The sequence below is a fragment of the Salmonella sp. 32020114201800008SM genome (assembly GCF_017572025.1).
Classification (GTDB): Bacteria; Pseudomonadota; Gammaproteobacteria; order Enterobacterales; family Enterobacteriaceae; genus Salmonella; species Salmonella enterica.
On the sequence record NZ_JAGEQM010000002.1, the window covers coordinates 497,511 to 524,197 of the forward strand.

22 protein-coding genes are annotated in these 26,687 nt (G+C 52.6%); 14 read left to right on the top strand and 8 right to left on the bottom strand.

Annotated elements, in window-relative coordinates; translation table 11 throughout:
* The first annotated feature begins 140 nt into the window (after positions 1-140).
* The 3 genes from carA to caiF all read left to right on the top strand — a co-directional run bounded on the left by carA (position 141) and on the right by caiF (position 5,204).
* On the top strand, positions 141-1,289 hold the full coding sequence (gene carA / locus J4613_RS08410; RefSeq protein WP_000597276.1) for a glutamine-hydrolyzing carbamoyl-phosphate synthase small subunit: 1,149 nt from the start codon (positions 141-143) through the stop codon (positions 1,287-1,289).
* 18 nt (positions 1,290-1,307) lie between these two features.
* Complete coding sequence (gene carB, locus J4613_RS08415; protein ID WP_001126305.1) at positions 1,308-4,535, top strand: carbamoyl-phosphate synthase large subunit; 3,228 nt, start codon at positions 1,308-1,310, stop codon at positions 4,533-4,535.
* Between the two features lie 273 nt (positions 4,536-4,808).
* Entirely contained in the window at positions 4,809-5,204 is a 396-nt protein-coding gene (gene caiF, locus J4613_RS08420; RefSeq protein ID WP_000333324.1) for a carnitine metabolism transcriptional regulator CaiF, read from the top strand.
* 77 nt (positions 5,205-5,281) lie between these two features.
* Here the strand turns inward: caiF and caiE are convergent, their stop codons facing one another.
* The 6 genes from caiE to caiT all read right to left on the bottom strand — a co-directional run bounded on the left by caiE (position 5,282) and on the right by caiT (position 12,465).
* The gene (gene caiE / locus J4613_RS08425) at positions 5,282-5,878 is read right to left on the bottom strand and encodes a carnitine operon protein CaiE (protein ID WP_111742474.1); all 597 of its coding nucleotides are present in this window, start codon (positions 5,876-5,878) and stop codon (positions 5,282-5,284) included.
* Between the two features lie 108 nt (positions 5,879-5,986).
* Positions 5,987-6,772: a crotonobetainyl-CoA hydratase gene (gene caiD, locus J4613_RS08430; protein WP_000004376.1), complete on the bottom strand. Its 786-nt coding sequence runs from the start codon at positions 6,770-6,772 to the stop codon at positions 5,987-5,989.
* Positions 6,773-6,825: 53 nt separating this feature from the next.
* Complete coding sequence (gene caiC / locus J4613_RS08435) at positions 6,826-8,379, bottom strand: crotonobetaine/carnitine-CoA ligase (protein WP_000355809.1); 1,554 nt, start codon at positions 8,377-8,379, stop codon at positions 6,826-6,828.
* A 62-nt stretch (positions 8,380-8,441) separates the two neighbouring features.
* A complete protein-coding gene (caiB, locus tag J4613_RS08440; protein ID WP_001016212.1) occupies positions 8,442-9,659 on the bottom strand; it encodes an L-carnitine CoA-transferase in 1,218 nt (405 codons plus the stop codon).
* Between the two features lie 111 nt (positions 9,660-9,770).
* Positions 9,771-10,913, bottom strand: a complete 1,143-nt coding sequence (gene caiA, locus J4613_RS08445) for a crotonobetainyl-CoA dehydrogenase (RefSeq protein WP_000347134.1) — start codon at positions 10,911-10,913, stop codon at positions 9,771-9,773.
* Positions 10,914-10,947: 34 nt separating this feature from the next.
* Positions 10,948-12,465 (bottom strand): L-carnitine/gamma-butyrobetaine antiporter, encoded by a 1,518-nt coding sequence (caiT, locus tag J4613_RS08450; protein ID WP_000787073.1) that lies wholly within the window; start codon positions 12,463-12,465, stop codon positions 10,948-10,950.
* A 480-nt stretch (positions 12,466-12,945) separates the two neighbouring features.
* On the opposite strand from caiT, the gene J4613_RS08455 reads away from it, so the two are divergent.
* The 7 genes from J4613_RS08455 to J4613_RS08485 all read left to right on the top strand — a co-directional run bounded on the left by J4613_RS08455 (position 12,946) and on the right by J4613_RS08485 (position 18,815).
* On the top strand, positions 12,946-13,716 hold the full coding sequence (locus tag J4613_RS08455) for an electron transfer flavoprotein FixA (protein WP_111742473.1): 771 nt from the start codon (positions 12,946-12,948) through the stop codon (positions 13,714-13,716).
* A 15-nt stretch (positions 13,717-13,731) separates the two neighbouring features.
* Positions 13,732-14,673, top strand: coding sequence for an electron transfer flavoprotein subunit alpha/FixB family protein (locus J4613_RS08460; RefSeq protein ID WP_111742472.1), 942 nt, complete (start codon positions 13,732-13,734; stop codon positions 14,671-14,673).
* 49 nt (positions 14,674-14,722) lie between these two features.
* Positions 14,723-16,009: an FAD-dependent oxidoreductase gene (locus tag J4613_RS08465; protein ID WP_111742471.1), complete on the top strand. Its 1,287-nt coding sequence runs from the start codon at positions 14,723-14,725 to the stop codon at positions 16,007-16,009.
* On the top strand, positions 16,006-16,293 hold the full coding sequence (gene fixX / locus J4613_RS08470) for a ferredoxin-like protein FixX (RefSeq protein WP_000203736.1): 288 nt from the start codon (positions 16,006-16,008) through the stop codon (positions 16,291-16,293). Before J4613_RS08465 ends, fixX begins: the two co-directional genes overlap by 4 nt.
* Before the next feature lie 146 nt (positions 16,294-16,439).
* Complete coding sequence (locus tag J4613_RS08475) at positions 16,440-17,780, top strand: MFS transporter (protein WP_001187057.1); 1,341 nt, start codon at positions 16,440-16,442, stop codon at positions 17,778-17,780.
* An 88-nt stretch (positions 17,781-17,868) separates the two neighbouring features.
* Positions 17,869-18,099 (top strand): YgdI/YgdR family lipoprotein, encoded by a 231-nt coding sequence (locus J4613_RS08480; RefSeq protein ID WP_001172089.1) that lies wholly within the window; start codon positions 17,869-17,871, stop codon positions 18,097-18,099.
* A 299-nt stretch (positions 18,100-18,398) separates the two neighbouring features.
* A complete protein-coding gene (locus tag J4613_RS08485; RefSeq protein ID WP_161460226.1) occupies positions 18,399-18,815 on the top strand; it encodes a hypothetical protein in 417 nt (138 codons plus the stop codon).
* Positions 18,816-19,038: 223 nt separating this feature from the next.
* Here J4613_RS08485 and srfN read toward each other — a convergent pair whose 3' ends face one another.
* Complete coding sequence (gene srfN, locus J4613_RS08490; protein ID WP_000710534.1) at positions 19,039-19,329, bottom strand: DUF1471 family virulence protein SrfN; 291 nt, start codon at positions 19,327-19,329, stop codon at positions 19,039-19,041.
* Positions 19,330-20,225: 896 nt separating this feature from the next.
* Here srfN and J4613_RS08495 point away from each other — a divergent pair.
* From J4613_RS08495 to folA, 4 genes are all read left to right on the top strand, one after another.
* Positions 20,226-22,115 carry a sulfatase-like hydrolase/transferase gene (locus J4613_RS08495; RefSeq protein WP_111742470.1) on the top strand — a complete coding sequence of 630 codons (1,890 nt, stop codon included), beginning with the start codon at positions 20,226-20,228 and terminating at the stop codon, positions 22,113-22,115.
* 553 nt (positions 22,116-22,668) lie between these two features.
* The gene (gene kefF / locus J4613_RS08500; RefSeq protein ID WP_000600706.1) at positions 22,669-23,199 is read left to right on the top strand and encodes a glutathione-regulated potassium-efflux system oxidoreductase KefF; all 531 of its coding nucleotides are present in this window, start codon (positions 22,669-22,671) and stop codon (positions 23,197-23,199) included.
* Positions 23,192-25,054: a glutathione-regulated potassium-efflux system protein KefC gene (gene kefC, locus J4613_RS08505; RefSeq protein WP_023243389.1), complete on the top strand. Its 1,863-nt coding sequence runs from the start codon at positions 23,192-23,194 to the stop codon at positions 25,052-25,054. Before kefF ends, kefC begins: the two co-directional genes overlap by 8 nt.
* 198 nt (positions 25,055-25,252) lie before the next feature.
* Positions 25,253-25,732 (top strand): type 3 dihydrofolate reductase, encoded by a 480-nt coding sequence (gene folA / locus J4613_RS08510; RefSeq protein ID WP_000624379.1) that lies wholly within the window; start codon positions 25,253-25,255, stop codon positions 25,730-25,732.
* A gap of 105 nt (positions 25,733-25,837) precedes the next feature.
* Here folA and apaH read toward each other — a convergent pair whose 3' ends face one another.
* A complete protein-coding gene (gene apaH, locus J4613_RS08515; protein WP_000257211.1) occupies positions 25,838-26,686 on the bottom strand; it encodes a bis(5'-nucleosyl)-tetraphosphatase (symmetrical) ApaH in 849 nt (282 codons plus the stop codon).
* Position 26,687 lies beyond the last annotated feature (1 nt).

Below are 26,687 nucleotides of genomic sequence, written 5' to 3' on the forward strand. Positions count from 1 at the left end.
TTAAGTTGACTTTTATCCGGCTTAACTTCAGAATGCCGCCGTTTGCCAGAAATCCACGGGTAAGCAAATTTGCATTGCTTCATACTGACTGAATGAATTAATATGCAAATAAAGTGAGTGAATATTCTCTGGAGGGTGTTTTGATTAAGTCAGCGCTATTGGTTCTGGAAGACGGAACCCAGTTTCACGGTCGGGCCATAGGGGCAACAGGTTCGGCGGTTGGGGAAGTCGTTTTCAATACTTCAATGACCGGTTATCAAGAAATCCTCACTGATCCTTCCTATTCCCGCCAAATCGTCACTCTTACTTATCCCCATATTGGTAATGTCGGCACCAATGAAGCCGATGAAGAATCTTCTCAGGTTCATGCGCAAGGTTTAGTGATTCGCGATCTGCCGTTGATTGCCAGCAACTTTCGTAACACAGAAGACCTCTCTTCTTACCTCAAACGCCATAACATCGTGGCGATTGCTGATATCGATACCCGCAAGCTGACCCGACTGCTGCGTGAGAAAGGCGCACAGAACGGCTGCATCATTGCAGGCGATAGCCCGGATGCGAAGCTGGCGCTGGAAAAAGCGAAAGCATTTCCTGGACTTAACGGTATGGATCTGGCGAAAGAAGTGACCACGGCGGAAACTTACCGCTGGACGCAGGGTAGCTGGACGCTGAAAGACGGTTTACCGGAAGCGAAATCTGAGGATGACCTGCCGTTCCATGTGGTGGCCTATGATTTCGGCGCCAAACGCAACATCCTGCGCATGCTGGTGGATCGCGGCTGCCGCCTGACGGTGGTGCCAGCGCAAACCTCTGCTGAAGAGGTGCTGAAAATGAATCCGGACGGCATCTTCCTGTCGAACGGCCCTGGCGACCCGGCCCCGTGCGACTACGCCATCGAGGCGATTAAGAAATTCCTCCAGACCGACATTCCTGTGTTCGGCATCTGCCTCGGCCATCAGCTACTGGCGCTGGCGAGCGGTGCGAAGACCGTTAAGATGAAGTTCGGCCATCACGGCGGCAACCATCCGGTAAAAGATATGGACAGAAACGTGGTAATGATCACTGCGCAGAACCACGGTTTTGCGGTGGATGAAGACTCGCTGCCAGCCAACCTGCGCGTGACCCACAAGTCGCTGTTCGACGGCACCCTGCAGGGGATTCATCGTACCGACAAACCGGCGTTCAGCTTCCAGGGTCACCCGGAGGCGAGCCCAGGCCCGCACGATGCGGCGCCGCTGTTCGACCACTTTATCGAGCTTATTGAGCAATACCGTCAGTCCGCGAAATAATCAGGAGTAATAAGAGCCATGCCAAAACGTACAGATATAAAAAGCATCCTGATTCTGGGCGCGGGCCCGATTGTTATCGGTCAGGCGTGTGAGTTTGACTACTCCGGCGCTCAGGCGTGTAAAGCGCTGCGCGAAGAGGGTTACCGCGTTATTCTGGTGAACTCCAACCCGGCCACCATCATGACCGACCCGGAAATGGCCGATGCCACCTACATCGAGCCGATTCACTGGGAAGTGGTGCGCAAAATCATCGAAAAAGAGCGTCCGGATGCGGTGCTGCCGACCATGGGCGGCCAGACCGCGCTGAACTGCGCGCTGGAGCTGGAGCGTCAGGGCGTGCTCGAAGAGTTCGGTGTGACCATGATTGGCGCCACCGCCGACGCCATTGATAAAGCCGAAGACCGTCGTCGCTTCGATATCGCGATGAAGAAAATTGGTCTCGACACCGCGCGTTCCGGTATCGCGCACACTATGGAAGAAGCGCTGGCGGTTGCCGCTGACGTGGGCTTCCCGTGCATCATCCGGCCTAGCTTTACCATGGGCGGCACCGGCGGCGGTATCGCTTACAACCGTGAAGAGTTCGAAGAAATCTGCGAACGCGGTCTGGACCTCTCGCCAACCAACGAGCTGCTGATTGATGAATCGCTGATCGGCTGGAAAGAGTACGAGATGGAAGTGGTGCGTGATAAAAACGACAACTGCATCATCGTCTGCTCTATCGAAAACTTCGATGCGATGGGTATCCACACCGGTGACTCCATCACCGTGGCCCCGGCACAGACGCTGACCGACAAAGAATACCAAATCATGCGTAACGCCTCGATGGCGGTACTGCGTGAAATCGGCGTCGAAACCGGCGGTTCTAACGTCCAGTTCGCAGTGAACCCGAAAAACGGTCGTCTGATCGTTATCGAAATGAACCCGCGCGTCTCCCGCTCCTCGGCGCTGGCGTCGAAAGCCACCGGCTTCCCGATTGCCAAAGTAGCCGCCAAACTGGCGGTGGGTTACACCCTTGACGAACTGATGAACGACATCACCGGCGGGCGCACTCCGGCCTCCTTCGAGCCGTCCATCGACTATGTGGTTACTAAAATTCCGCGCTTTAACTTTGAGAAATTCGCCGGTGCTAACGACCGTCTGACCACCCAGATGAAATCGGTCGGGGAAGTGATGGCGATTGGCCGCACCCAGCAGGAATCCCTGCAAAAAGCGCTGCGCGGCCTGGAAGTGGGCGCTACCGGCTTCGACCCGAAAGTCAGCCTTGACGACCCGGAAGCGCTGACCAAAATCCGCCGCGAGCTGAAAGATGCGGGCGCAGATCGTATCTGGTATATCGCCGATGCCTTCCGTGCGGGCTTGTCTGTGGATGGCGTCTTTAACCTGACCAACATCGACCGCTGGTTCCTGGTGCAGATTGAAGAGCTGGTGCGTCTGGAAGAGAAAGTGGCTGAAGTCGGGATTACTGGCCTCAACGCCGACTTCCTGCGTCAGCTCAAGCGCAAAGGGTTTGCCGATGCGCGTCTGGCGAAACTGGCGGGCGTACGCGAAGCGGAAATCCGCAAACTGCGTGACCAGTATGACCTGCATCCGGTCTACAAGCGTGTGGATACCTGCGCGGCGGAATTCGCCACCGATACCGCCTACATGTACTCCACTTATGAAGATGAGTGCGAAGCGAACCCGTCCATTGACCGCGATAAAATCATGGTCCTCGGCGGCGGCCCGAACCGTATCGGCCAGGGTATCGAATTTGACTACTGCTGCGTACACGCCTCGCTGGCGCTGCGCGAAGACGGTTACGAGACCATTATGGTCAACTGTAACCCGGAAACCGTCTCCACCGACTACGACACTTCCGACCGTCTGTACTTCGAGCCGGTCACGCTGGAAGACGTGCTGGAAATCGTGCGCATCGAGAAGCCGAAAGGCGTTATCGTGCAGTACGGCGGCCAGACGCCGCTGAAGCTGGCGCGCGCGCTGGAAGCGGCAGGTGTGCCGGTAATCGGCACCAGCCCGGACGCCATCGACCGCGCGGAAGACCGTGAACGCTTCCAGCATGCGGTTGACCGTCTGAAGCTGAAGCAACCGGCCAACGCCACCGTCACCGCCATTGAACAGGCGGTCGAAAAAGCGAAAGAGATCGGCTACCCGCTGGTGGTTCGTCCTTCTTACGTACTGGGCGGTCGGGCGATGGAAATTGTCTACGACGAAGCCGACCTGCGTCGCTACTTCCAGACCGCGGTCAGCGTCTCTAACGATGCGCCGGTACTGCTGGACCGCTTCCTTGATGACGCGGTTGAAGTGGACGTGGACGCTATCTGCGACGGCGAAATGGTGCTGATTGGCGGCATCATGGAACACATCGAGCAGGCGGGCGTACACTCCGGCGACTCCGCCTGTTCCCTGCCAGCCTACACCCTGAGCCAGGAAATTCAGGATGTGATGCGCCAGCAGGTGCAGAAGCTGGCCTTCGAGCTGCAGGTGCGCGGCCTGATGAACGTGCAGTTTGCGGTGAAAGACAACGAAGTCTATCTGATTGAAGTTAACCCGCGTGCGGCGCGTACCGTACCGTTCGTCTCCAAAGCCACCGGCGTGCCGCTGGCGAAAGTGGCGGCGCGCGTAATGGCCGGCAAATCGCTGACCGAGCAGGGCGTGACCCAAGAAATTATCCCGCCGTACTACTCGGTGAAAGAAGTGGTGCTGCCGTTCAACAAATTCCCGGGCGTTGACCCGCTGTTAGGGCCAGAAATGCGCTCCACCGGGGAAGTGATGGGCGTGGGCCGTACCTTCGCGGAAGCGTTCGCTAAGGCGCAGCTGGGCAGTAACTCCACCATGAAGAAACAGGGCCGTGCGCTGCTCTCCGTTCGCGAAGGCGACAAAGAGCGCGTGGTGGACCTGGCCGCTAAGCTGCTGAAACAGGGCTTCGAGCTGGATGCTACCCACGGTACGGCGATTGTGCTGGGCGAAGCCGGTATCAACCCGCGTCTGGTGAACAAGGTGCACGAAGGTCGTCCGCACATTCAGGACCGTATCAAGAATGGCGAATATACCTACATCATCAACACCACCGCAGGTCGCCGCGCGATTGAAGACTCCAGGGTGATTCGCCGCAGCGCGCTGCAGTACAAGGTGCATTATGACACCACGCTGAACGGCGGTTTTGCCACGACGATGGCGCTCAATGCCGATGCCACCGAGAAGGTAACCTCGGTGCAGGAAATGCACGCGCAGATCAAAAAGTCGTAAACAAAGGGTCCGGTGGATATTGCTCTAACCGGACCTGTAATATAATGTTGAAAGGGTTTCTGTAAAGAAACCCTTTTTTTATCTTGCGTAAGGTCATTCCTGGAGAAGTCCGTTTCCGTAACCACATTTTCAATGTAATAAGCACGATATTGCTCACACTAATCAATATTTAAGTCGCATACTATCTTGCATATCCACAATTTTAATATGGCTTAGTTTTTATTAGTTTGGACAGGCCGTAGCCAGATTTTTAATTTGTGAAATGGTGTGCTTATGTGTGAAAAATATGTTGAAAGACCGCTTTATTTGTTAATTGCTGACTGGATGATGGCAGAGAACCGATGGATCACTGCCAGGGAGATTTCCCGTCAATTTGATATTGAACATTGCAAAGCAATTAATACGCTCTCCTATATTCTGTCAGAAGTGGGGGAAATTGTTTGTGAAGTGAAGATGATCCCTAACCAAATTGCAGGACGAGGCTGCCAGTGCCAGCGTCTGGTGAAAGTCGTGAGTATCGACTCTCAACTCTATCGCCGATTGAATCATAATTTGCAGGAAAGAAAAGTGAGCGTGGCGAAAGCGCCGCGGCTGTCTGCCGTTCCCCCCACAGAGCTAAACCGTGAGCAGAAATGGCAGATGATGCTCTCCAAGAGTATGCGTCGCTAATTGTCTGTTTAACCTGTTGGCGGGGTAAACGGTAATTGACGCGTAGGCCGGATAAGCGTGAGCGCATCCGGCATCAATTACTGTGCTGATTTTGGCTTCACGTCCGTCGTGCCTTTCAGGCGCGGTCGGTTTTCTTCGACCTGCGTTAACGGCTTCGTTTCAGATAACCCCGTTCGACAACGGATCGCAAGATCCTGATATTCTTTGGTATTGAGGCGTTTCCAGTGCAGCTCCTGGTCCGTAACCTGGCGTAGTACGCGCGCCGGTGAACCCACCAGCAGTTGCCTTGCCTCACCCTGAAATCCGGCTTTGACAAAACTCATGGCGGCGACAATGCCCTCTTCGCCAATCACTGCGCCGTCCATAATGACGCTATTCATGCCGACCAGGGCATCCCGTCCCACCACGCAGCCATGTAGAATAGCGCCGTGGCCGATATGGCCGTTTTCATGCACGATGGTATCGGTATCGCAGTAGCCATGCATAATGCAGCCATCCTGCAGATTAGAGCCTGCCTCCAGGATCAGGCGACCATAATCCCCACGCAATGACGCGAGTGGGCCAATATAAACACCGGCGCCCACGATGACATCGCCAATCAGCACGGCGCTGGGGTGGACAAACGCGTCCGGATGCACCACCGGGATCAGTCCTTCAAAGGCGTAATAGCTCATAGTTGTACCTCGGTTTTTTGCCGGATGGCGGCGTAAACACCTTATCCGGTCTACGGTTGCGCATGTGCTGTAGGCCGGATAAGCGAAGCGCCATCCGGCATAGTCACATTAACGACCTTTCCACACGGGATCGCGTTTTTCGGCAAATGCCTGCGGTCCTTCGAGCGCATCTTCTGAATGCAGTACCGACGGATAATGCTTCAGTACGCCGCTGCGGATGTAGCGGTAGCCTTCTTCTACCGGCATTTCGCTGGTCGCGCGATAAATCTCTTTCAGCGCCGCGATAGCCAGCGGGGCGCTATTGACCAGTTGTTGCGCCAGTTCGCGCGCGCTATCCATCAGTTCGCTCTGGCTGACAACGCGGTTCACGATCCCCCAACGCAGCGCTTCTTCGGCGCTCATTCGTCTGCCGGTCATTACCATTTCGTTGACGATAGCCGGTGGCAGCAGCTTAGGCAGACGCAATACGCCGCCGCTGTCAGGCACGATGCCGAGCTTGGCTTCCGGCAGCGCGAAGCTGGCGTTTTCGGCGCAAACAATAAAGTCCGCCGCCAGCGCCAGCTCAAAACCGCCGCCAAACGCGTAGCCGTTCACCGCGGCGATAACCGGCTTATCGAGGTCAAATATTTCGGTTAAACCAGCAAAGCCGCCGGGACCAAAATCGGCATCCGGCGCTTCACCTTCCGCTGCCGCTTTTAAGTCCCAGCCAGCAGAAAAGAATTTCTCCCCGCCGCCGGTAATGATTGCTACGCGTAATTCCGGATCGTCACGGAAATTAAGAAAAGCTTCACCCATTGCAAAGCTGGTTTTGGCGTCAATGGCATTCGCTTTAGGTCGGTCGAGGGTAATTTCCAGGATCGGGCCGTTACGGGTCAGATGTAATGATTCACTCATAGTTCATCTCCAGATAAATAGTTTCCCGGCGGGAGGGATTCCTGCCGGAAGGTTTATTTCAGATTTTTTTTGATTATTTTTCCTGAACAGTTGCGCGGCAGGTCGGTTCTGATCTCCATAAAAGAGGGAACCTTGAATTTCGCCATATTGTTTTCGCAAAAGCTGAAAAACTCGGCTTCGCTTAATGTTTCACCTTCATTAAGGACGATAAACGCTTTAATGGCCTCATCACGGATCGCGTCTTTAATACCAACCACCACAATGTCCTGAATTTTCGGATGCGCAGAAATAATATTTTCCAGCTCGACGCAGGAGACATTTTCCCCGCCGCGTTTAATCATGTTGCAGCGTCTGTCGACAAAATAGAAATAGCCATCCTCATCCTGGTAACCCGAATCACCGGTATGTAACCAGCCCTCTGGTTCCAGCGCCCTGGCGGTTGCCTCCGGCTGCATGTAATACTCTTTGAAGATAGTCTTGCCGGGGATGCCTTTAATACAGATTTCGCCAATTTCTCCGGCGGGCAGCGGGCGATTTTGATCGTCGCGAATTTCAGCTTCATAGCTAAAACCCACGCGACCAATGGAAGGCCAGCGCCGTTTGTCTCCGGGACGGTCGCCAATAATTCCGACAATGGTTTCAGTCATACCATAAGAGGTCAGCAGCCTGACGCCAAAGCGTTCGGTAAAGGCGTCTTTTTCCTGCGCGGATAGATTGAGATAGAACATCACTTCGCGCAGATGATGCTGCCTGTCCGTTGGCGCGGCGGGCTGGACCATCAGCGTGCGGATCATCATCGGAATGCACTCGGTCACCGTCGCCTGATATTTACGTACCTGATCCCAGAATGCCCGGGCGCTGTACTTTTCCAGGAGCACAAAGGTGCTGCCGGCGGAAAAGGCTGGCATTGCGGCGGTACACTGGCAGTCGATATGAAAAGCGGGCATCACCGTCATGTACACGTCATCATCGCGCAGGGCGATTTGCCAGGCAGAGTAGTAGCCTGCAAAACGCAGGTTATAGTGGGTAATCACCACCCCTTTTGGACGCGAGGTGGTACCGGAGGTAAACAGAATTTCCGCCGTATCGTCAGTGGATAACACGGGCGTATAGCACAGCGTGGTGGACTGGCGGGATTGCAGTTGGGTAAAGTGACTCACGCCGTCGTCAGCCGGAAGCTGCTCGCCAATCAGACAGATATGATTAAGCGGAGTGCTATTGTCCTGGCGTATTTCACGGTACATAGGATAAAACTGGGCGCTGGTAACCAGCAGACTCACCTGGCTGTTTTGCAGGATCCAGGCGCTTTCTTCGCCCAGTAAGCGGGCATTAATCGGCACCATAATGGCGCCGATTTTTGCCAGTCCAAACCAGCAAAAGATGAATTCCGGACAGTTATCCAGATGCAGCGCGACCCTATCACCCTTGCGGATCCCTAAGGAATAAAAAAGGTTCGCCGTGCGGTTAATCTCTTCATTGAGCGAAGCATAGCTAAACTGCCGAACGATTCCCTCACAGGATTCGAAAATTAACGCCGTTTTATCTCCGTACACCCCGGCCAGGTCGTCCCACATCTGACGTAAGTTTTGTCCGCCAACGATATCCATATTGCTTTATCCACTGAAATCAGGCGTGAGCGCTAACCGGAAAACCGATTAGCGCATCGCGTTTAATCCTCAACTTTGGCCAGGCCTTTGCCGACCAGTTCCTTAATATCTGCTTCGCTATAACCAATGTTTTTCAGAATGGCGGCGGTATCCATGCCGTGTGACGGCATGCCACGCCAGATTTTCCCCGGGTTGTTTTTAAATTTCGGCATGATGTTCGGCCCTTTACAGGTGCGGCCGTCCATTGTTTGCCACTGAGTAATGGATTCGCGGGCAACGTACTGCGGGTTACCTTCCAGTTCCGGAATGGTGAGCACCTTCGCACAGGCGATATTCAGCTCAGCAAAACGCGCCTGAACGTCGGCGATGGTGTGTGTTGCCAGCCAGGCGTCCAGTTTCTCTTCGACGAGCGGGCCGTAAGGGCATTCCACGCGATGGATGAGCTGCGTGCCTTCCGGAACTTCCGGCGTACCGAGAATATGGGCCAGACCAATATCTTTAAAACACTCGTTGATTTGCGTGATGCCGACCAACTCCATGACGATGTAGCCATCGGCGCATTTATACAGGCCGCAGCCGGCGTAGTAGGGGTCTTTCCCTTTCGTCATACGTGGACAGATTTCGCCGCCGTTGAAGTAATCCATCATGAAGTACTGACCCATGCGCAGCATCACTTCGTACATGGCGATATCGATGCTTTCACCTTTACCCGTTTCGCGTACTTTGTGCAGGGCTGCCAGCGCGGCTGTCGTCGCGGTCATCCCAGAGAAGTAATCGGCGGTATACGGGAAGGCTGGCATCGGCTGATCAACGTCGCCGTTTTGGATCAGATAACCACTGAATGCCTGCGCGATGGTGTTATACGCCGGAAGATTGGTGTACTCCTCGGTACCATACTGGCCGAAGCCGGAAAGGTGGGCTATCACCAGTTTCGGGTTATGCTCCCACAGCACTTCATCAGTAATACCGCGGCGGGCAAAGGCCGGGCCTTTACTGGCTTCAATGAAAATATCGGTGGTTTCCATGAGTTTCAGAAACGCTTCCCGACCTTCATCTTTGAAAATATTCAGCGACAGGGCGTGCAGGTTGCGGCGTGAGAGCTGCGGGTAGTTAGGCTGTACGCGGATGGTATCGGCCCATGCGACGTTTTCAATCCAGATAACCTCGGCGCCCCATTCGGCGAACATCTGTCCGGCGAACGGACCGGCGATTTCGATTCCCGAAAAAACAACGCGTACCCCAGCAAGCGGGCCAAAGGTTGGCATTGGTAAATGATTCATCATTTTTCTCCTGGCATTTTTTGCGGTATGTAGGCCGGATAAGCACAGCGCCATCCGGCATGATTGCCTGATGGCGACGCCCCGCGTCTTATCAGGCCTGCAAGAGATCGATTAGCGGTATTGCTTGAGTACCGCACGACCCAACGTCAGGATCTGCATTTCGTCAGAACCACCAGAAACACGGTCAACGCGCAGGTCACGCCAGAAACGCGTGATGCGGTGGTTGCCCGCGATACCAACACCTCCCAGTACCTGCATGGCGGTGTCTACCACTTCAAACGCGGCGTTGGCGCAGAAGTATTTGCACATTGCCGCGTCGCCGGAGGTAATGGTGCCGTTATCCGCTTTCCACGCGGCTTCCAGCAGCATATTTTTCATGGAGTTCAGTTTGATCGCCATATGCGCAAACTTCTCCTGAATCAGCTGGAAACGGCCAATAGCTTCACCAAACTGCACGCGCTGATTCGCGTAACGCGCAGCGTCTTCAAAAGCGCACATTGCGGTACCGTAGTTGGTCAGCGCGACGAGGAAGCGTTCATGGTCAAACTCTTCTTTCACGCGGTTGAAGCCGTTACCTTCCCGACCGAACATGTCTTTCTCGTCCAGTTCAACGTCGTCAAAGGTGATTTCACAGCAGCTATCCATGCGCAGACCGAGTTTCTCCAGTTTGTTGACCTTGATACCCGCTTTGCTCATGTCCACAAACCACTCGGTGTAAACCGGTTTATCCGGCGATGCACCGTCTCTCGCCATGACCACGATGTACGGGGTATAGGCGCTACTGGTGATAAAGCACTTACTGCCATTAAGATAAACCTTACCATTTTTGCGTGTATAAGTGGTTTTCAGACTACCAACATCCGATCCCGCTCCCGGTTCAGTGATAGCAGAGTTCCACATCTGCTTACCGGTGCCCCGGAACGCCATGATTTTATCAATTTGCTCCTGAGTTCCTTCACGCAGGAAAGTGTTAAAACCTCCCGGCAATTGGTACAACACGTAAGTTGGCGCGCCAAGACGTCCCAGCTCCATCCAGACGGCGGCGACGGTAACAAAACCCGCTTCCAGACCGCCGTGTTCCTCCGGGATCAGCAGGCTATCAATACCCATATCCGCCAGCGCTTTTACAAAACGCTCAGGGTAGACGCTGTCACGATCGCACTCGGCAAAATAAGCTTCCCAGTTCTCACTGGCCATCAGTTCGCGAATACCGGCGACAAACAGCTCCTGTTCGTCATTTAAGTTGAAATCCATCTTTCAGCCTCTTGATCAATTGGGTTAATAAGAATTACTTGTCTTTCCAGTGCACTTTGGCGTCTTTAATAAAGGACAGCGTCACCATAATGTTGACGAAGAACAGCGGGCATCCTCCGGCGATAATCGCGGTCTGAATCGGTTTCAACCCACCCAGCGCCAGCAGAACGATACCGATGATGCCGACCAGCACCGACCAGCCGATACGCACTAACAGAGGCGGCTCTTCACCATCGCGAACTTCACGACAGGTCGACATCGCCAGGGTGTAAGAGCAGGCGTTAATCAGCGTGACGGTGGCAATAAAGCAGAGGATGAAGAAGCCCCACATGGTGGCGGTGCTGAGCGGCAAGGCGGCCCAGGTTTCGATAATGGCGCGCGCCACGCCGTGTTGCTCAATCAGTTGCGGAATGTTGAGGATGTTTTTATCCATCAGCAGCAGCGTGTTGCTGCCCAGCACTGTCCACAGGATCCAGGTAGACGCGGTCAGACCCATCACCATCCCGAAGCACAGCTCACGTACGGTACGACCACGGGAAATACGGGCCAGGAAGATACTCATCTGGATGGCGTAAATAACCCACCACGCCCAGTAGAAAACGGTCCAGCCCTGCGGGAAGCCGCCTTTACCGATGGCGTCGGTATAGAACAGCATCCGTGGCAGGTGCATTAACAGCATCCCGACGGAGTCGGTGAAGTAGTTCATGATGAAGCTGGCGCCGCTGACGATAAACACCCAGCCGAGCATCAGGAAGCTCAGGTAGCTACGCACATCGCTGGCGATTCTGACCCCTTTTTGCAGGCCGCAGGCCACGCAAATCGCGTTCAGAATGATCCAGCAGGTAATGATGATGGCATCCAATTGCAGCGTATGCGGAATACCGAACAGCCATTGCATACACTCGGTGACCAGCGGGGTAGCCAGACCGAGGCTGGTGCCCATCGCGAAGATCAGCGCCACCAGGTAGAAGTTATCGACGATGGTACCGAACAACCCTTTCGCATGCTTTTCACCGACGAGCGGTACCAGCGTGGAGCTGGGGCGGATGACGTCCATCTTGCGTACAAAGAAGAAGTAGGCGAAGGCCACGGAAAGGAAGCTATAGGTTGCCCACGGCAGCGGCCCCCAGTGGAACAGGCTGTACGCCAGGCCTATCTCTTTCGCGCCCGTGGAATTTGGTTCCAGGCCGAACGGCGGGGTGGAGATATAGTAGTAGATCTCAATAGAGCCCCAGAACAGAACCGCAGCGGATGTACAGGAGGCGAACATCATGAAAATCCAGCTGGCGGTGCTAAACTCCGGTTTTTCGTCACCTAATCTCTTTTTGGCATAGGGGCCAAAAACCAGCCAGAACCAGCCGAAGAGCATGACGACCATATACCATTCAAATGCCCAACCCCAGACGTTGGTGACATAACTGAATACCGCATTAATAACGACGTTAGCGGCATCAAGATCTCTGACTGTTAGCCAGCAAAGTATCCCGACAATTATTAATGGCGGAAAAAAAACCTTCGGTTCAATTCCCGATTTTTTCTTTTCATTTTTCATAAGTGAATTCCAGTGTGAAAACGAAATTTATTTAGCGTGCCAGTCCATGAACGTTTGTTTATTTATTATTAATGATTTGTTGATAAGTTTTTAACCTCTGGGACGCCTCAATGAGTAACTCATGATGGGTATTCACTTCGGGTGATTCTGTTATCTTCGTCACACTTTTTTGCGTTGATTATTTTGTGTTTAAATTTTGATTTTTGCTTTATTTATCAATTGATTGGTTGTGGTTTTTTAACTTTTTTAAGTATCTGACGTTCAATATTGTTGAGCCAGCAAACAATATTGAAAATTTTCATATTTGGCATATTTCTTTCAATATTGGTGAGGTGCGTAACACTATTGAAAGTTACGAATATCAATGTGTGACATTTTCAATATTGGTGATTAAGGTTTTATTTCCGAATTAAAGAGCGTGATATCTGTATTTAACACCGCCGATATAAATACGTTTCCTTCATGATTTCTGGAGATGCAATGAAGATAATTACTTGCTACAAATGCGTACCTGATGAGCAGGATATTGCGATTAATAATGCTGACGGAACACTCGATTTCAGCAAAGCGGATAGCAAAATCAGCCAATATGATCTGAATGCAATTGAAGCTGCTTGCCAGTTAAAACAGCAGTTGGGAGACGCTCAGGTTGTCGCCATGAGCGTTGGCGGCAAAGCGCTGACTAATGCAAAAGGGCGCAAAGATGTCCTCTCTCGTGGCCCTGATGAACTGATTGTGGTCATTGACGATCAATTTGAGCAGGCGCTGCCGCAACAAACTGCCAGCGCGCTGGCCGCCGCGGCGCAAAAATCAGGTTTCGATCTACTTATCTGCGGCGACGGTTCTTCCGATCTTTATGCTCAGCAGGTCGGTTTGCTGGTGGGCGAAGCGCTGAACATTCCGGCGATTAACGGCGTGAGTAAAATCCTCTCTCTTACCGACAGCACATTGACGGTAGAACGCGAACTGGAAGATGAAGTTGAAACGCTGAGCATCCCGCTCCCGGCGGTGATCGCGGTTTCCACCGACATTAACACCCCACAAATCCCTTCGATGAAAGCCATTCTTGGCGCGGCGAAAAAACCGGTTCAGGTCTGGTCGCCTGCGGATATCGGGCTGCACAGCGTACCCGCGTATTCCGCACAACAGGTTGCCGCACCGAAGCAGCGCGAGCGTCAGCGTGTGGTGATTGAAGGTGACGGTGAAGAACAAATCGCCGCGTTTGTCGAGAATCTGCGCAAAATCATTTAATTATCAGGGGATGTTATGAACAAATTTTCCAGTGTCTGGGTATTCAGCGATACCCCTTCTCGTCTGCCCGAACTGATGAGTGGCGCGCAGGCTGTAGGTGAAAAAGTTAACGCGTTCGTACTGAACGAAGCAGACAGCGCGACAGCATGTCATTTGGGCGCGGATCATGTCTGGCTGCTCAGCGGCAAACCAGAAGACCGCATGATCGAAGACTACGCTGATGCGATGGCTGAGACTATTCGTCAGCATAGCGAGGGCGGCGCGGTGCTGCTGCCGAATACGCGTCGAGGCAAGCTGTTGGCAGCAAAACTGGGCTATCGCTTGTCGGCTGCGGTTTCCAACGACGCCAGCGAAGTCGCCCTGCAGGATGGAAAAGCGGCGGTTAAACATATGGTCTACGGCGGTCTGGCGATAGGAGCGGAAACCATCGCTTCGCCGTTTGCCGTGATCACGCTTAGCAGCGGAACGTTTGACGCACAAGACCCGGACACTTCTCGCAGCGGCGAGATGCATACCGTGCAGTGGCAGGCTCCGGCCATTACCGTGACCCGCACCGCAACCCAGGCGCGTCAGAGCAACAGCGTTGACCTCGACAAAGCGCGTCTGGTGGTCAGCGTGGGACGCGGCATCGGCAGCAAAGAGAATATCTCGCTGGCCGAAGCGCTGTGCCAGACGATTGGCGCCGAGCTGGCCTGTTCCCGCCCGGTGGCGGAAAACGAGAAGTGGATGGAGCACGAGCGCTACGTCGGTATCTCCAACCTGATGCTCAAACCTGAACTGTATCTGGCTGTGGGGATCTCCGGGCAGATCCAACACATGGTCGGCGCCAACGGCGCGCAGACGATTTTCGCCATCAACAAAGATAAAAACGCGCCAATCTTCCAGTATGCGGATTTTGGCATCGTTGGCGATGCGCTGAAGATCCTGCCTGCGCTGACGGCTGCCTTAGCGCGATAAACCATTTCGGGCAGGATACGAAGGTATCCTGCCGCTGACAGGAGTACGTATGTCCGAAGATATCTTTGATGCCATCATCGTGGGTGCAGGTCTGGCCGGTTCGGTTGCGGCGCTGGTGCTTGCTCGCGAAGGTGCACAGGTGCTGGTTATCGAGCGTGGCAATTCTGCTGGCGCGAAGAATGTCACCGGTGGGCGTCTGTATGCACATAGCCTGGAACGCATCATTCCCGGCTTTGCGGATCAGGCCCCCATTGAACGCATGATCACCCACGAAAAACTCGCCTTTATGACCGACAAAGGGGCGATGACGATGGATTATTGCAACGGCGAGGACGCCGCATCGTCGCAAGTTTCTTATTCCGTTTTGCGCAGTAAATTTGACGCCTGGCTGATGGAGCAGGCCGAAGAGGCGGGGGCGCAACTGATCACCGGTATTCGCGTGGATAATGTCGTTCAGCGTGATGGCAAAGTCGTGGGCGTGGAAGCCGATGGCGATATTCTGGAAGCCAAAGTCGTAATCCTCGCTGATGGGGTGAATTCTCTGCTGGCTGAAAAGCTGGGCATGGCAAAGCGTGTTGAGGCATCGCATGTTGCTGTCGGCGTGAAGGAACTGATCGAATTGCCGAAGTCGGTCATTGAAGATCGTTTCCAGTTACAGGGCAACGAAGGTGCCGCCTGTCTGTTTGCCGGGGCGCCAACCGATGGTCTGATGGGCGGTGGCTTCCTGTATACGAATGAAACAACCCTTTCCCTGGGGCTGGTCTGTGGACTTCATCATCTGAAAGACGCGAAAAAATCGATCCCGCAAATGCTGGAAGATTTCAAACAGCATCCGGCAGTTGCGCCGCTGATCGCCGGTGGCAAGCTGGTGGAATATGCCGCGCACGTTGTACCCGAGGCGGGAATGAATATGCAGCCTGAACTGGTGGGCGATGGCGTTCTGATTGCCGGGGACGCTGCCGGCATGTGTATGAACCTCGGCTTTACCATCCGTGGTATGGATCTCGCCATATCCGCAGGCGAAGCGGCGGCGAAGACGGTGCTTTCGGCGATGAAGCGCGACGATTTTAGCAAGCAGTCGCTGGGGGAATACCGTCAGCATCTGGACGAAGGTCCGATGCGCGATATGTGTATGTATCAGAAACTGCCAGCTTTTCTTGATAATCCCCGCATGTTTACCGCTTATCCCGAAATGGCGGTCAGTATCGCGCGCGACCTGTTCACCGTGGATGGCTCCGCTCCGGTGCCCATGCGTAAAAAAATCCTGCGCCATGCGAAGAAAGTGGGCTTCATCAACCTGATGAAAGATGGCCTGAAAGGAGTGACCGTATTATGACATCTCCCGTCAATGTGGACGTCAAACTGGGCGTCAATAAGTTCAATGTGGATGAAGACAGCCCACACATCATTCTCAAAACCGATCCTGATAAACAGGCGCTGGAGGTGCTGATTAAGGCCTGTCCGGCGGGACTGTATAAAAAGCAGGACGACGGCAGCGTTCGTTTTGATTACGCCGGGTGCCTGGAGTGCGGAACGTGCCGGATCCTCGGCCTTGATACGGCGCTGGAAAAATGGGAATACCCGCGCGGGACGTTTGGCGTGGAGTTCCGCTACGGCTAATAAGTACGAAGTTGTGCCCCCGTAGGCCGGATAAGATGCGGTAGCGTCGCCATCCGGCAATCATGTGGCGCCAATGCCGGATGGCGGCGGAAACGCCTTATCCGGCCTACAGATGCGCTTTGCCCGTGTTGAAACAGGACATCACCATGCAGCAGCCCAGGAACTTTGATGACCTTAAATTCTCCTCCATTCATCGCAGAATTATGCTGTGGGGAAGCGGCGGCCCGTTCCTTGATGGCTACGTGCTGGTGATCATTGGCGTGGCGCTGGAACAACTGACGCCGCTATTGCACCTTGATGCTGAATGGATTGGCGCGCTCGGCGCGGCTACGCTTGCCGGACTGTTTATCGGCACCTCGTTGTTTGGCTATATTTGCGATAAAGTCGGGCGGCGTAAAATGTTCCTGCTTGATATTATCGCTATCGGCGTTATCTCCGTGGCGACCATGTTTGTTTCCACGCCGCTTGAATTACTGGTGATGCGCGTTTTAATTGGCATTGTTATCGGCGCGGATTACCCTATCGCCACTTCCATGATTACGGAGTTTTCCAACACCCGCCAGCGCGCGTTCTCCATCGGTTTTATCGCCGCGATGTGGTACGTCGGCGCGACCTGCGCCAACCTGGTGGGTTACTGGCTGTATGACATGGAAGGCGGCTGGCGCTGGATGCTTGGCAGCGCCTTTATCCCGTGCTTAATCATTTTGATTGGCCGCTTTGACCTGCCGGAATCGCCACGCTGGCTATTGCGAAAAGGACGGGTAAAAGAGTGCGAACAAATGATGATCAAACTGTTCGGCGAACCGGTCTGCTTTGACGATGAGCCGCCGCAGGAGACCCGCTTCCTGCAGCTGTTTAACCGCCGTCATTTCCCGTTTGTACTGTTCGTTGCGGCTATCTGGACCTGTCAGGTGATCCCGATGTTCGCTATCTATACCTTTGGGCCGCAGATCGTCGGGTTACTCGGCTGGGAGCAGGGGCGCAACGCGGCGCTCGGCAATGTGGTCATTAGCCTCTTTTTTATGCTGGGCTGTATACCGGCGATGTTCTGGCTAAACAGTATTGGCCGTCGCCCTCTGCTTATTGGCAGCTTCGCCATGATGACTATCGCGCTGGCGCTGCTGGGGCTGGTGTCAAATCTGGGCATCATACTGGTCGTGGTGGCGTTTGCGGTATACGCCTTCTTTTCCGGCGGACCGGGCATACTGCAATGGCTTTATCCTAATGAACTCTTCCCGACGGATATTCGCGCTTCGGCCGTGGGGGTCATCATGTCATTAAGCCGCATCGGAACCATTGTCTCCACCTGGGCATTACCGATTTTTATTACTCGTTACGGTATTAATAACGTCATGCTGATTGGCGCGTTGATTTCGTTAGTCGGGCTTGGCGTATCGGTGATGTTTGCCCCGGAAACTCGCGGCTTGACGCTAACACAGACCGGAAACATGACTTTGCGCGGAACGCCATCGGATAACCCTCGTTAAGAGTGTTCTGCATTTCTCCCTGCTTTTCGCCAATAACGCTACAGTTAACAGTCACATGCTAAAACAACTGAAAAGCAGGGAGAACACCATGCAAAAACGTCTTATGACCGCACTGTTTACCGCAGCAACACTATTCACCGTCGCAGGATGCTCTTCTAACCAGGCGGTTGAAACCACGGATGGCAAAACTATTGTCACCGACGGGAAACCCGAGGTCGATAACGACACCGGTATGGTGTCTTACAAAAACGCCGCCACCGGGAAAACCGAACAGATTAACCGCGATCAGCTGAAAAATATGAGCGAGCTGGATAATTAATTCAATCTTTTCTGGTTAGCCGCGCAATAATATTTTCTCTTTATGCGCATCCATTTATTCCCATGCGAATAAACGGATGCCTGAACTGGCAGGGACGCCGGAAAACGTCGAAATACGTTAGACCATTCGCCCGTGTTCCCGCTTTCCCCACCGCGCTGTCCGCTTACATGAGGTTACACTCATCGACATTTCTCTGAACAGCGGCTCAACATTTCCCGGAAAAAAACATATCGCAGGGCATTTATCCTTATGATTAGGTATAAATGATGAGGTATAAGGAACAGGAGTCTGTAATGAAACTGAAACTAATACCTTTTTATTTTCTCGCGCTATTTTCTGCCGCCTCCGGGGCTACGGAGATAAACGCCTGCAAAGACCTGATCGGAACATGGAAAACCACGGCAGATAACCCGCCTTATACCATGACAATATTGCCGCCAGTAGAAGGCTGCGGGGAAAAATGTGTGAAACTGAACGTGCAGTATGAACTTGACGTGACTCACCGCAACGCGCTTTATTGCCATGAAGGACAAGAGGGGGTAAAAGGGCAGGGACCCATGGTGATAGCATTTGAAGGGGCGTATGGTGGACACGCTATTGGAACCTATAACCGACAGCTGCAATTACTTTGGGCTGGCGTAATACCGAAAAATAAAAAGGGGAAATGGATAACGAAAATGGAAAATTACTGGTTCAGGCAGGTAAAAGCGCACTAAATATTACCTTAAAACAGCCCGCAAAACCGTCTTATTCACGAAGGGCTTACTGCCTGCGCGCGCACATTCCAACGGCTTGCCTGCCCCGGATGAACTGTTGATAAAAAAGAGGGCCAGCATCTGTTTCCAGACGGCCCTGAGTGGATTGTGACGTCACATGGCACCTTGCTGGCGCTCTCTTATTATTTCATGCCTGTGCCCTCGTTATGGCGCAATCAGAGCTTTATTTCGTCGCATCGTTATAAACTTCGGCAACGGCTTCAAAATTCGGACCATGCTCACGTGCAGCGATAATATGGTAATATTTTCCGCCTTTCGCATCGGCTAATGCTGACAGTTTTTCGCGTAAATCAGTGGGTGAGGAAATCTGCCCGCCACTCTGGGACACATTTATGGTGCCGACCTTAACCAGTTTGAAGTGGCTGATTTCTTGCTTAGAGACCTGCTCTGCCGCAAGCGTGCTGAATGAAGCAACCGTTGCCAGTAATGCGGCGGCAATAATGCATTTTTTCATGGTTCTGTTCCTGTTGCATTGATGATAAGGTTTGCGCAATATCAGTAATCCGTAACGAAATTATTTATCCCCTTCATACTTCAAGTGGCTTACGGGTTGGCTACGGATTACCCGGCCCATCCATGGGCCTCGCCCTGACGGGCCGTCGCACGCGACGTTCAAATCTGCTCCCGGCAGATTTGTCGCTCACCTCAGTCACATAATTATCTATGCTCCTGGTAACTCACTCCCTTACCGCCTTTAAGCAACTCGAATTATTTTGGGTAATAACCTCGGTTGATTATCTGAAAATAGCCTTGTTTGGTGTGACCGTCTTATATCTTGTTATAGTCACCTATTTATGTTGTTGTCAATGTAAAATAATGCGCTGCCAGTTAAAAAGAAACTTAACCCCCTGTAAATAATAATTTTTATATTATTTCTTGTAATGACGGAATTTTTATTGAATCACACGGCAATACGCTAGTTTTATTCATAAGCAACATAACAGAATTGAGTTATGTTTTAATTTCACAGAGTGATATTACCGGTTGTATGTCTATGGTTACGCGGCCTGTTACTGATAGTGTTTCTTTCGGGGGGATTTTATTGTAGCGGCATAGGGTAATCACCGTAGCTGAAGGGAAAAGGCGCGAACACAGAGCTATAGAGTATGTTTAATAATGTATTTTTTTATGAAGTAATGTCTGCAGTTGTATCTCTAAAATAAAAAAATGAACTTTTCATCTAAATAATTTTTCAGTGAATTATGGTTATTTATTAATATATTTCTAATTTGAAATACAAATCAATTTATAACACATATTCTTACCCGGAAGGCATTGATACATATCCACGCTTCCTCGTACAGTAATAAATGAATATGTGATAAAGTTACTGACTACAGGTATAATAATATGAGTAATAAAAAAAATCTGTCCGCAGAAGAGACGGATCTTACGCGTAGGAAACTGTTAACCAGTGCCGGTATTCTTGCCGCAGGCGGTATGTTATCCGGCGCGGTAAAGGCTGATGAAAAATGCGCCGTCAAGGCGAAACCGGCGTGGGATAAACCGTTTACTGGCGAAATCCCGGAAAAATTGCCAGAAGGATATAATATTCTGTTAGTCGTGACCGACCAGGAGCGTTTTTTTCCTACGTTTCCTTTCCCGGTACCCGGCAGAGAGCGGCTCATGAAAACGGGGGTGACATTCTGTAATCATCAGAATACCAGTAATGTCTGTACGCCTTCCCGCTCCGTATTGTATACCGGCTTACATATGCCCCAGACAAAAATGTTTGATAATCTGGGCTTACCCTGGATGCCTTATGACCTTGACCCCGCTCTTGGAACCACAGGCCATATGATGCGGGAACTGGGATACTATACGGCCTATAAAGGTAAGTGGCATCTTACAGAAAAACTGGAGAAGCCTTTGCCTGACGAAAAAGATGAGGATATTGATGTCGGGGATATTCCTGAACCAGAATTACATAAAATTATGGAAAAATATGGTTTTGCTGACTATCACGGCATCGGCGATATTATAGGCCATAGTAAAGGCGGCTATTTTTATGATTCAACCACCACGGCTCAGACTATAAATTGGTTAAGATGCAAGGGGCAGCCCTTGAATGACCAACACAAGCCCTGGTTCCTGGCCGTTAACCTCGTTAATCCTCATGACGTCATGTTTATTGATACCGATAAAGAGGGAGAAAAGGTACAGTGGCGTGGCGAGTTGGATCAGGATGATAATACCCTGGCGCCCACGCAGCCGCCGGAAAACGAGCTTTATCAGGCAAGCTGGCCGAACTATCCGCTGCCGGCAAACAGGCATCAGTCATTCAATGAGCAGGGAAGACCGCCGGCGCATCTTGAATACCAGACGGCGCGCGCTGCGCTGGAAGGGCAGTTTCCTGATGAAGATCGTCGTTGGCGTAAACTGCTTGACTACTATTTCAACTGTATCCGCGATTGTGATACTCACCTTGACCGGATATTAAATGAACTGGATGCCCTCAAGTTAACTGATAAAACGATTGTTGTATTTACTGCCGATCATGGCGAATTAGGCGGAAGCCATCAGATGCACGGTAAAGGCGCTTCCGTTTATAAAGAACAGATCCATGTACCGATGATTATTTCCCACCCGGCGTACCCCGGTAATAAGAAATGTCAGGCGTTGACCTGTCATCTTGATATCGCGTCGACATTAGTTGGACTGACCGGTTTGCCGGAAGAAAAACAGCACCAGGCGTTAGGCAACCGCAAAGGCGTTAATTTTAGCGGATTGCTAAAAAACCCGGAGGGCGTTGCGGTTAATGCGGTGAGAAATGCCAGCTTATATTGCTATGGCATGATCTTGTATACCGATGCCCATTATCTCCACCGCGTTATCGCGCTACAAAGAGATAAACAAAAAACGGTGGCGCAAATCAAGCAGGAAATATCCCATTTGCATCCTGATTTTAGCCATCGTTCAGGGACGCGGATGATTAACGATGGCCGTTATAAGTTTGCGCGTTATTTCTCGCTAAGGGAGCATAATACGCCGGAAACCTGGGAGGATCTTATTAAGTACAACGATCTTGAACTTTACGATCTTAAAAATGATCCCGATGAGAACCATAACCTTGCTGCTGATAAACAGAAATATCAGGATCTCATTCTTACGATGAATGAAAAACTGAATAAAATTATCAAAGACGAAATTGGCGTGGATGACGGCAGTTTTATGCCGGATGCGGCCCATGAGCCGTGGGATCTTACTATTGAGCAATTTAACCGCATAGCGAAAGATTAAGTGTCTGACCCATTAGGCTATTTTATTCGCCATTTTGGGTCCGGGCAGTGCTCAAAATCCTCACGTACTACGTGTACGCTCCGGTTTCTGCGCGCTGGTCGGCCCCAAACTGGCTTCAACAATTACGCCTACTGGGCCAGGCTCTAAGTACCTGACCCATTAGGCTATTTTATGCATCGGCGATCTGGCATCCACCGTGTCTGGAGGTTCAGATGCTGTTGGCGCTGCGCTTATTGGGCCTGTGTCATCATGTAATGGATTGATATTACAGTCATTACAGGCAAATTTAGCGCAGCGCCGCCCGACAAGAAGGCCTTAAACCGATTTGTCAGCGATTTAAGACTGCTATCATCACCGACCTTTCCACACCGGATCGCGCTTTTCCGCAAACGCCTGCGGCCCTTCGAGAGCGTCTTCTGGGGGCAGGATGGCGTCAACTCCTGGCTGGCGTTAATTCAATTTTTTCTGATTAGCCGCTCAATAATATTCACTATTAGCCTGGCGAATTTGTCACTACACTTTGTAATAAAAAACAGATCATCACAGGCTAATCATGATCCTCATTATTTATGCGCATCCGTATCCGCATCATTCTCATGCGAATAAACGGATGCTTGAACAGGCAGGGACGCTGGAAAACGTCGAAATACGTTCGCTTTATCACCTCTATCCCGATTTCAATATTGACGTTGCCGCCGAGCAGGAGGCGCTGTCGCGCGCGAGTCTTATCGTCTGGCAGCATCCGATGCAGTGGTACAGCGTCCCTCCTTTACTCAAATTATGGATGGATAAAGTCCTCACCCACGGCTGGGCTTACGGTCATGGCGGTACGGCATTGCATGGTAAACATCTGCTGTGGGCGGTAACGACCGGCGGTGGTGAAAACCACTTTGCTATCGGCTCCCATCCCGGATTTGACGTCCTTTCTCAGCCGCTACAGGCGACGGCGCTCTATTGCGGCCTCAAATGGCTGCCGCCGTTTGCCATGCACTGCACGTTCATTTGCGATGACGACACCTTACAGGCGCAGGCGCGTCAATATAAACAGCGTTTACTGGCATGGCAGGAGGTGAATCATGGATAGCCATACTCTACTGCAGGCGCTGATCTATCTTGGTTCGGCGGCGTTGATTGTGCCGATTGCGGTACGTTTGGGCTTAGGATCGGTGCTGGGGTATCTGATTGCGGGTTGCATTATCGGCCCCTGGGGGCTACGGCTGGTGACGGACGCCGAATCTATTCTGCATTTTGCGGAAATCGGCGTCGTGCTGATGTTGTTTGTTATTGGGCTTGAGCTGGACCCGCAACGGTTATGGAAGCTGCGCGCCTCGGTATTTGGCGGCGGCGCGTTACAGATGGTGGTCTGCGGCGGACTGATTGGTCTGTTCTGCATGTTTCTTGGCCTGCGTTGGCAGGTGGCGGAACTGATTGGCATGACGCTGGCGCTTTCGTCCACGGCTATCGCCATGCAGGCAATGAATGAGCGTAACCTGACCGTTTCACAAGTAGGGCGTAGCGCATTTGCAGTGCTCTTGTTCCAGGATATCGCGGCGATCCCGCTGGTGGCGATGATTCCGCTGCTGGCCGCCAGCGGCGCATCCACCACGCTTGGCGCGTTTGCGCTATCGGCGTTGAAAGTCGCAGGCGCGTTGGCGCTGGTGGTGTTGCTGGGACGCTACGTTACGCGCCCGGCGCTGCGCTTTGTCGCGCGTTCTGGTTTGCGGGAAGTGTTCAGCGCCGTGGCGCTATTTCTGGTGTTTGGTTTCGGCCTGTTGCTGGAAGAGGTTGGGCTGTCAATGGCGATGGGCGCGTTCCTGGCGGGCGTTCTGCTGGCGAGTTCGGAATACCGTCATGCGCTGGAAAGCGATATTGAACCCTTTAAGGGGTTGCTGCTGGGGCTGTTCTTTATTGGCGTCGGCATGTCGATTGATTTCGGCACGCTGGTGGAGAATCCGCTGCGCATTCTGCTGTTGTTGGCCGGTTTTCTGGCAATCAAAATCGTCATGCTGTGGCTGGTCGCGAGGCCGCTGGGCGTACCGGCAAAACAGCGTCGCTGGTTTGCCGTCTTATTAGGCCAGGGAAGTGAGTTTGCGTTTGTGGTTTTTGGCGCGGCGCAAATGGCGGATGTACTTGAGCCGGAATGGGCAAAAGCGCTGACGCTGGCGGTCGCGCTGTCGATGGCGGCAACGCCGATTTTTCTGATGCTGCTGACGCGCATGGAAAAGACCGAGAAGGGGGAAGCGCGCGAGGCGGATGAAATCGACGAAGAGCAGCCGCGGGTTATTGTGGCCGGGTTTGGACGGTTTGGTCAGATAGCCGGGCGTTTGCTGCTGTCGAGCGGGGTGAAGATGGTGGTGCTCGATCACGACCCCGATCATATCGAAACGCTGCGTAAATTCGGCATGAAGGTTTTTTATGGCGACGCGACGCGTATGGATTTACTGGAATCTGCCGGAGCGGCGAAAGCGGAGGTATTGATTAACGCCATTGACGATCCGCAAACCAATTTGCAACTGAGTGAACTGGTGAAGTCGCATTTCCCGCATCTGCAGATTATCGCCCGCGCCCGTGATGTCGATCATTACATTCGCCTGCGCCAGGCTGGTGTGGCGATGCCAGAACGTGAAACCTTCGAAGGCGCGCTCAAAAGCGGGCGACAGGCGCTGGAAGCGCTGGGGCTGGGGCGTTATGAAGCCCGCGAGCGCGCGGATCTGTTCCGTCATTTTAATACCCGGATGGTGGAAGAGATGGCGAAAGGGGAAAACGATCCGTTATCTCGCGCCGCCGCCTATAAACGTACCAGCGCGATGTTGAGCGAAATTATTACCGAGGACCGGGAGCATCTGTCGTTGATTCAGCGCCACGGCTGGCAGGGAACGGCTGAGGGCAAACATTCCGGGGAGGCCGCTGATGAACCCGAGGTCAAACCGTCAATCTAAAGTAAAAAATGTGATGTTCTGCAAACTTTACTGCTAATTGGCTGTTTTTGAACTACTGTAATGCTGGCGCTCCACATCAAATGAGTGGCGTCGCCAGCAGAACGAAAAATTTTCGTGCTCATCCTCTTTTCGTCAGTCGACGAAAGATTGCGCTTTACGTATAGTGGCGGCAATTTTTTTTGTATCAGGAAATAATTAATGATCAGTCTGATTGCGGCGTTAGCGGTGGATCGCGTCATCGGTATGGAAAACGCCATGCCGTGGAACCTGCCTGCCGATCTCGCCTGGTTTAAACGTAACACGTTAAATAAACCTGTCGTCATGGGACGTCACACCTGGGAGTCCATCGGACGCCCCTTACCGGGACGTAAAAATATTGTTATCAGCAGCCAGCCGGGCACCGACGATCGCGTGCAGTGGGTGAAGTCTGTCGATGAGGCGATTGCCGCTTGCGGCGATGCGCCGGAAATTATGGTCATTGGCGGCGGGCGCGTGTACGAGCAGTTCCTGCCAAAGGCGCAGAAGCTTTATCTGACGCATATTGATGCGGAAGTCGAAGGCGATACCCATTTTCCGGATTATGAACCGGATGACTGGGAATCGGTATTCAGTGAGTTTCACGATGCCGACGCGCAGAATTCTCACAGCTATTGTTTCGAGATTCTGGAACGTCGTTAACGCTGTAGTGCCGGATGGCGGCGAAACGCCTTATCCGGCCTACTCTTGAGCCAGATGTAGCCGGATGTAGGCCTGATAAGCGTAGCGCCATCAGGCATAAACCTATCAGGCGTTGACCGCTTCGCCTTCGCCCATATCCATCTGGCGGTTTGACGGCTGCACAAAATACTGTTTATCTTCCCAACGTAAACAGGTTAACTCCCCGCCCCAGCAGCAGCCGGTATCCAGCGCGTAAATACCTTCCGGCGTCCCTTTCCCTTCCAGCGACGCCCAGTGCCCGAACGCAATACTGTAAGCCTCGCTCACCGGTCCCGGAATGGCGAACCACGGCTTCAGCGGCGCAGGGGCATTTTCCGGCGACGCTTTACTGTACATATCCAGTTGACCGTTAGGAAAGCAGTAACGCATACGGGTAAAAGCATTAGTAATAAAGCGTAGCCGCGCCAGACCGCTTAACTCCGGCGACCAGTTATTCGGCATATCGCCATACATCGCGTCGAGGAAAAACGGGTACGAGTCGCTCGACAGCACCGCTTCAACATCGCGGGCGCACTCTTTTGCCGTCTGCAAATCCCACTGCGGGGTAATACCCGCATGCGCCATGACCAGCTTTTTCTCTTCATCTACCTGCAACAGCGGCTGACGGCGTAACCAATTCAACAGCTCATCGGCGTCCGGCGCTTCAAGAAGCGGGGTCAGCCGGTCTTTAGGTTTGTTGCGGCTAATCCCGGCGAATACGGCCAACAGGTGTAAATCGTGATTCCCCAGCACCAAACGCACGCTATTGCCAAGCGATTTGACGTAGCGTAACACGTCCAGCGAACCGGGACCGCGGGCGACCAAATCGCCAGTCAGCCACAGAGTGTCTGTATCTGGCGTAAATTCCACTTGCTGTAATAAGGCGATCAGTTCGTCGTAGCAACCGTGAACGTCGCCGATGAGATAAGTTGCCATT